At 67.4% G+C, this 6,183-nt stretch carries 9 protein-coding genes; 2 read left to right on the top strand and 7 right to left on the bottom strand.

Annotated features, from left to right (window positions below; translation table 11 throughout):
- Positions 1–100 precede the first annotated feature (100 nt).
- Together ACY3FI_RS17005 and ACY3FI_RS17000 are read right to left on the bottom strand one after the other, a co-directional pair.
- On the bottom strand, positions 101–493 hold the full coding sequence (locus ACY3FI_RS17005; RefSeq protein ID WP_462550467.1) for a DUF3846 domain-containing protein: 393 nt from the start codon (positions 491–493) through the stop codon (positions 101–103).
- Positions 494–1,303: 810 nt separating this feature from the next.
- A complete protein-coding gene (locus ACY3FI_RS17000) occupies positions 1,304–1,609 on the bottom strand; it encodes a hypothetical protein (protein ID WP_139200631.1) in 306 nt (101 codons plus the stop codon).
- 44 nt (positions 1,610–1,653) lie between these two features.
- Between ACY3FI_RS17000 and ACY3FI_RS16995 the strand changes: the two genes are divergently transcribed.
- A complete protein-coding gene (locus ACY3FI_RS16995) occupies positions 1,654–1,956 on the top strand; it encodes a hypothetical protein (protein ID WP_462550466.1) in 303 nt (100 codons plus the stop codon).
- Between the two features lie 10 nt (positions 1,957–1,966).
- Here the strand turns inward: ACY3FI_RS16995 and ACY3FI_RS16990 are convergent, their stop codons facing one another.
- Positions 1,967–2,155, bottom strand: a complete 189-nt coding sequence (locus tag ACY3FI_RS16990) for a hypothetical protein (protein ID WP_462550465.1) — start codon at positions 2,153–2,155, stop codon at positions 1,967–1,969.
- Between the two features lie 151 nt (positions 2,156–2,306).
- A complete protein-coding gene (locus ACY3FI_RS16985; protein ID WP_462550464.1) occupies positions 2,307–2,894 on the bottom strand; it encodes a hypothetical protein in 588 nt (195 codons plus the stop codon).
- Positions 2,895–3,319: 425 nt separating this feature from the next.
- Here ACY3FI_RS16985 and ACY3FI_RS16980 point away from each other — a divergent pair, with 425 nt between their 5' ends.
- Positions 3,320–3,874, top strand: a complete 555-nt coding sequence (locus tag ACY3FI_RS16980) for an AAA family ATPase (RefSeq protein ID WP_462550462.1) — start codon at positions 3,320–3,322, stop codon at positions 3,872–3,874.
- Positions 3,875–3,965: 91 nt separating this feature from the next.
- Here the strand turns inward: ACY3FI_RS16980 and ACY3FI_RS16975 are convergent, their stop codons facing one another.
- The 3 genes from ACY3FI_RS16975 to ACY3FI_RS16965 form a co-directional block, all read right to left on the bottom strand.
- Complete coding sequence (locus ACY3FI_RS16975) at positions 3,966–4,220, bottom strand: helix-turn-helix domain-containing protein (RefSeq protein ID WP_462550470.1); 255 nt, start codon at positions 4,218–4,220, stop codon at positions 3,966–3,968.
- Positions 4,221–4,383: 163 nt separating this feature from the next.
- Positions 4,384–4,983 carry a DUF8453 domain-containing protein gene (locus ACY3FI_RS16970; protein WP_462550461.1) on the bottom strand — a complete coding sequence of 200 codons (600 nt, stop codon included), beginning with the start codon at positions 4,981–4,983 and terminating at the stop codon, positions 4,384–4,386.
- Between the two features lie 62 nt (positions 4,984–5,045).
- On the bottom strand, positions 5,046–6,098 hold the full coding sequence (locus ACY3FI_RS16965; RefSeq protein WP_462550460.1) for a BLUF domain-containing protein: 1,053 nt from the start codon (positions 6,096–6,098) through the stop codon (positions 5,046–5,048).
- Between the last annotated feature and the right edge of the window lie 85 nt (positions 6,099–6,183).

Genomic DNA, 6,183 nt, shown 5'->3' with positions numbered 1-6,183 from the left:
TGTTTTGCTACGCTTTCCGGTAGTGACCGGGTGCGGGTCCTGGCAATTAACGGTTGTCGGGAACTCCGCACCCGGTCTTTTCTATGGGTGCTGCGGTGTCTTACTGGTGGAGCGCGGCGGACAGTGCTTCCGCCCGGTCGAGCGCGGCATGCGCCTGCTCGAACGCGGCCGTGACCGCCTTGTACTGATCCGGTGACAGTGACCGAACGTCACCGGCACGGTCGGCGCTGAGGAACAGCACCGGGCCGTAGAGCGGGTCCGCGGTTCGGGATCGACCGAGCACGACCGCTGCGACGGTCGCAGTCGGGTTGACCTCGGCGGTGTACGCGCCGTTGTCATCGACCCATGCCTCGATCCCGTTCGGGAGGCGAACCACGTCCACCACACCGCACCCGATCTGCGCTTGCAGGCCCGCGAGGACGGAGGTCCCCACGTTCACCACGACGCCGTCGGCGCGACCATCCGCGGTCGCTCGGATACCCATCAACTTCATGTGTTCTTCCTTCCCTCTCGTTGTTTGCCCGTGAAGGCACGTAGTGCCGATCAGGGAGAAGGGCGCAGCGTCAACCCGGAGGGCGGTGGAGGAGAGAAGTTCCGGCCGAAATAAGGAAGCTTGCGACCGCGGCCGGAAGTTCTCGGGGGAGCCGGCGGCTTGCCGCTTGCGCTGTGGCCGCCGACCGTACAATCGCCGCAGGCTTCACGGGCAAACAACGAACCCGCAGGGTTCAAAGCGCAGCGCCAGCTTGCCGGCTCAGATCAGTCAATGCAGTCCGCCGTAGGCGGTCCGCTGAGATCAGGACAGCCCGCCGGCGGCGGTCCGATCAGGATCCAGCTCGAGCAGCTCGCCGGCGTGCGAGGCCGGAGCGTGAAGCGGCCCCGGCCTGTTGGGGGGAACAGAACCGGGGCCGACTGCAGCTCGAGCTGATTTTGGGGGGCTGCTCGAGCCGCGGCGCCTGGAACCGTTGGGGGGAACAGGTCCAGGCGTGGGCCACGGTACGCGCACCCTCCGACGCCAACAACGGCGGCCGCTATGGGGTGGCTGGGATCTCCGTGCGGTGCTTCACAGCGGCCCGCCACACCCATGCCGCGGTAGCGGCCTGGCCACTCCCCCACTCGATCAGGACCGCGTCGGAGCTCGCGGCGATCGCCGCCGCGTCGACGCGATGATCCCGACCGTCGTAGGTGCGGATCCACGCCCGCACGGGCGCCGGCGGCACGACGTCGGCGACGAGCTCGCCACGGGCCTCTCTGGGCAGTGACACGGCCTCGTCGGGCAGCCAGCGGTCCCGCCGGCGCCGAGCCATCAGCGGCGCCCCTGCGGCCGAAGAGACCGCTTCTTGAGTCTGTCCATGGGGACCCAGACGTGGTGAACGAAACCCATGTGCACGAGCTGCACGTAGACCACGTCGCCGTCGGCCTGCTCGACGAACCCGGGACACGTCTGCGGGCCCGACCGGGTGAACTCCACCTGCACCCACACCGCCGGGTATCCCGACACCCGGTCCGGCGCCGGCGGCGCGTCGATACCGAGCGGCTGGTCCTCGGGGGGATCTGGGTGGATGGGCGGACTCCACCGGTGTTCGGGCATGACGCCGATGATCGCGGCCACCGCCGACACCTGCAGGTGTCGGAGCTCGACGCGAAGATGGGGACATGACCACCGTGCGCGGCCTCATCCGCTCGAGAGCCACCATCACCGCCGACGGCCACGCTGACGACCAGAGCACGGCGCGGGAGCGCGCCGTCGCCGGCCTGGATCTCACCACGCACGAACTGGTGCAGGCGAACACCCTGACCGCGAAGGCGTCGGGTGACATCACGATCCGCGCCGTGGCGCGGTCGAGGGACGTCCGCCCGCTCGAGGCGACCGGGACGAACTACCCCGCCGCGATGACCGCCTACCGAGAGAGCATCCCCGACGGGTGGATCAGCCTGCACGTCCTCGTCGACGAGTAGGCGGCACCGGTCACGGCCGCCGGCGGCGGTCGTCCTGCACCTGACCGACCAGGCTCAGGGTGCGCTGCAGCGCAGCCTCGGTCACCGAGTAGCCAGCCGCGGAGCGGTCGAGCAGATTCAGCTCCTTGATCGCACGCCGGCGCGCGGCCGCGAGCTCATCGACGGTGAGCCATCGCAGCGCCTCGAGCTCGTCGTCCACGAGGCGTGAGCGTACCCGCGGGCCGACGTGCCACCCGGCCGAAACCCAGCCACCTCGAGCGGCAGCAGATGACGTCGACTACGTGACCACGACCCCTCCGATGGCCTGCGTAGCGCAGCGAAGACAGGGCGCAGCCGCGCAGCGGCCCACGTCAGACTCGCGTCAGGCCGCTCAGTCGACGCCACAGCGGAATCTCGTCGGACCGCCACTCCTCGAGCGAACGGACGTTCAAGCCGCGCACGTCGGCGGTGAGCTCCTTCTCGAACCCGTCCATGTACCGCGCGTACACGCGATCGCTCGGGATACGGGCGACCCACACGGTTCCCGAGTGGTCTCCTGGGGCCTGGCGGTCACGGGCGAAGTAACGAGCTTGCTCGACGTCGAGGGTCCACGACAAGCCCTCTCGGTTCGCCTCCGTCGCGCCCCGGTACGCCACGCGCGTTCCCCGACGTCGTCGCTGCACGACCATGTCCTCGGTGTACTCGGCGCAATCGAACATCGCTCGCCACACCTCGATCGGAACGGGGGAATGACCGAGCCGATAACGCCACATCCTCGGTAGGAAGAACGTCAGCATCCCGGGGGTCAGCGATCCCGACTTGAACCGCTCGACGACCGCCAACTCAGGTGCGAGGTTGCCTGTCTCGTTCACCAACCGGACGATGTCGGCGAACTCTTCTTCTGACAGCACCAGGCGCGCCCGCGCAGCCATCTCGCGCACATCGCTCTCCGCGACCATGTCACTCTCCCCTGCTCAGGTTCCTAGTTGTGTTTGCCGAGTCCCGGCAGCCCGCCACCCAAAGCTCGGACAGACTTCCCCTTGTGTGACCGTCGCGGTTTCTTCTTCGGCTTCGCAACGGGCTGCGTGCCGTTCTCGCACCGGAGATGACTCGACGGCACCTTGTGCCGCTCGAACCCCCGGGCGACCCCATCGACGATGACGACCCGAACCAGTGCGCCACACGACCCGCAGCGCTCGTAGCCGTCAGGCTTCTGCACGGGGCGCTTCATGCGGTGAGGCTAACTGGAACAGCCGACGGAACGAGTGCTCTTTTGCGTCTCGTTAGCCGATCGGAGTCCGGATGGCAGGAGGCGGGAGCAGACCTCAGTTCATGCGGTGCTGTTCCCATTGCGTCGCCGCGGTGCTGGCCCTACCGTCGACGCATGGCACCCGGCACCGTCGTGATCCTCACCGGCCCGCCCGGCGCAGGCAAGTCAACGACAGCGCGCTCGCTTGCCGCGTCGTTCGAGCGCTCGGTTCATTTGCACTCAGATGACTTCTGGCACTACATCGTCTCGGGCGCTATCCCGCCATACCTACCTGAATCTCACGGCCAGAACGAGACCGTCATGGAGGTACTTCGGAGTGCGGCGTTCGCGTACGCGGCTGGCGGGTACGTCACCTTCGTCGACGGCATCATCGGCCCCTGGATGCTTGACCACTTCCGGAATCCGCGCGACCTCGGCACTGCGCCCGCGATGCAGTACATCGTGCTGCGGCCATCGCGCGAAGAAACGCTCCGGCGCGCACAAAGCAGGGGCGGACAGGACGCCTTGGTCAGCTCGGGCCCTGTCGTGTCGCTGTGGGATCAGTTCTCGAACCTGGGCGAGTGGGAGAGCCACGCGATCGACACGACGTCACACTCCCCCGCGGACACCGTGGCCGCAGTGCAAGCGGCGGTGACCAGCGCCAGCTACACCCTGAGCGCATCGTCCTAGCCGGCGCTGCGCGGTGGTCCATGAAGCACCTCTCGCGGGTGTGAGAAGGAACCACACGAGTGTCTCGATAGCCGATCGTCAAGCGGACGCTCTACGCCGAAGCGCGAGCCAGCGAGACATCAGGCCGGCATCCTGTAGGCAGCTTCGCTTTGTGCCGTCCTTCTCGCTGCGGTCTGTGTCGGGTCAGGTGGTACCGATGACGAGGGTGCTGCGGGCGGCTTCGACGGCTACCGCTGTTGTCAGTGCTGGCGCTCGCGAGCCAGGCGTCGAATTCTACCCGGAAGACGATCCACGATCGCCCGACTCGATAGGCCGGCATCGTGCCGGTTTTAGCCCACCTGTTGATCGTCGTCGGGTGAGGCCAGGCGTGGTTGCAACTGCGGCCGCGTCGACGGTGAGCGAGTCAGGGAGCTGCGCCGGGGCTGCTGCTGATCCTGCTCGGTCATACCTCGATGCGGTCATGTACCGGCCGGTCGGCGCGCCGGGATCTCGTTAGCTGACCTGTACGGTCAGCCGACCTTCTTCGCGATCGTTCCGAGGTGGTCCCGGATTTTCCGCAAACTCTCGTCGATCGTCTTCATCCGGCCCTTGGTCGACGTGGAGCTGACGCTGTAGGTCGTCAGCGTGACCGTCTCGATGGTGAGGTCGAAGGAGTCACGAATGCGGGACAACCCAAGCCCCTTGTAGGACACGTCGACCCGAACCTCGTCCGGGGTGGGCTCCTCATTCGTCAGGTCAGTGCCTGCACCGGCGCGGCCAGCCCACCAGGTGTTCGACAGCAGCTGCCCCGGATTGAGGACCGGGATCGCCCGCTGATACCGCTGAACCAGATACGGGGCGACCAGCCCGCTGGCCTCGGCGGGCAGGATGATCGGTGGCGTGAACTCGACCCGAACGTCCCGCGCCGGCGTCGCACCGAGGTTGGAGACCACGAACTCGATCGACGAGTCACTGTCTGGTGCCGGCCGGAACTCCGCTGTCACCATCGGCTGCGACCGCGCCTTACTGTCCGACGCTGCGGAGACCAACGCCACGATCGCCACGATCGCAGCCACCACCCCCGTTACCGCACCGATCGCCGAGCCGTACTCGTTGATCCACTCCCACATCGCCCACACCCCTGCCCGTCGTCCCCGGATCGTACCGGCGCGACGTCTCGATAGCCGAATCCCTACCGGACGCCGGCGACGGGGATGTCCCAGTACTTCGGCTGCTCGTACTGCTCCGACCACCCGCGCCGCATCCGAGTGGCAGCGCGGTCGAACTCCGTGACCACGTCCGTGTCCGCAGTCAGGAGTGCCTGGAGGCGGAGGCCGTCGTAGAGGGCGAGGAGCTGCTTGGCGCCACGGACCGGGTCCATCGTCGCCGGCTCCCGCCCGTCACGCACGTCAGCGATGAGCCCCTCGCGGATGGCTTCTCGGAACCGCCGGTACGCAGACCGGTAGTAGTCCGCCCCGTCGACCGTCGAGTCCGCTGCCGACGCGAGACTGTATGCCAGCAGCTCCATCAATGCCGGTTCCTCAGCATGCGCCGCCATCAGGGCGTGCAGGTACGCAACCGTGCCCTTCTCGGCCATGAGCGGCACCAACGGTGCGGAGATCGCCTGCGTCCATCGCTCGACGGTCGCCGCGAGCAGCGCCCGAGCGGTGGGGAAGAACTGCTGCACCACCGCCACCGGCAGCGCCGCACACGCTGCAGCAGCTTCGAGCGTGAACCGGGTCACGCCGCCGTCGTGCAGTGTGGTGATGGCACCGTTCACCACCCGTGTCCGTGGCGCTTCTTCGTCGGCCGCGCTCTGGGTGGTCAGCGGTGCCAGTGGATGCTTCCGGAACCACTCCAGCAACCCACGAGCGCGTGTGAGCGCGAACATCGGGTCAGCGGGCTGGCCTGGAGTGAATAGGTCGCTGAAGCCCGGCACATGTCGCATCAGCGGATCGAGTGGTTGGAACGCCATCGACCAATCCGGGAACGCTCGCTGCTGGATCGACTCGTCGAGCAGGACCCGGACGCTCGTGTGGCGGGGATCGATCCGGACCTGCTCGAACCGGGCACGCACGATCTCGTCATCACCCTCGAGGATCCCGAGACAGTTGTCGCCCTTATGCGCGAGAATCCCCGTCACCCCGAGTTCCGTGTTCTTCTCCCTGCCGACCGCGAGGATCTGCGCGAGCTCGGTGTCCGTGATCGGACGGGTCTGCGTGCTGGTGTACACGATCGAACGCATCAGTCCTGGTCTCCCTGTCCTGCCGGATGACTGCCACTCCCGAGTGAAGCCTGCGTCACCGTTCAGCACCACCCCCACACCGGGT

The sequence above is a fragment of the Curtobacterium sp. RM9 genome, from assembly GCF_054956955.1.
The sequence above is the reverse complement of the archived record's forward strand: the minus strand, read 5'-3'. Positions and strand labels throughout refer to the sequence as shown.

Bases quoted from the DNA above. Each gene is read 5' to 3' on its own strand.
- ACY3FI_RS16965 (WP_462550460.1), bottom strand. From the start codon at position 6,098: ATGCGTTCGATCGTGTACACCAGCACGCAGACCCGTCCGATCACGGAC.
- ACY3FI_RS16995 (WP_462550466.1), top strand. From the start codon at position 1,654: ATGACCACCGTGCGCGGCCTCATCCGCTCGAGAGCCACCATCACCGCC.
- ACY3FI_RS16980 (WP_462550462.1), top strand. From the start codon at position 3,320: ATGGCACCCGGCACCGTCGTGATCCTCACCGGCCCGCCCGGCGCAGGC.
- ACY3FI_RS16985 (WP_462550464.1), bottom strand. From the start codon at position 2,894: ATGGTCGCGGAGAGCGATGTGCGCGAGATGGCTGCGCGGGCGCGCCTG.
- ACY3FI_RS16970 (WP_462550461.1), bottom strand. From the start codon at position 4,983: ATGTGGGAGTGGATCAACGAGTACGGCTCGGCGATCGGTGCGGTAACG.
- ACY3FI_RS17005 (WP_462550467.1), bottom strand. From the start codon at position 493: ATGAAGTTGATGGGTATCCGAGCGACCGCGGATGGTCGCGCCGACGGC.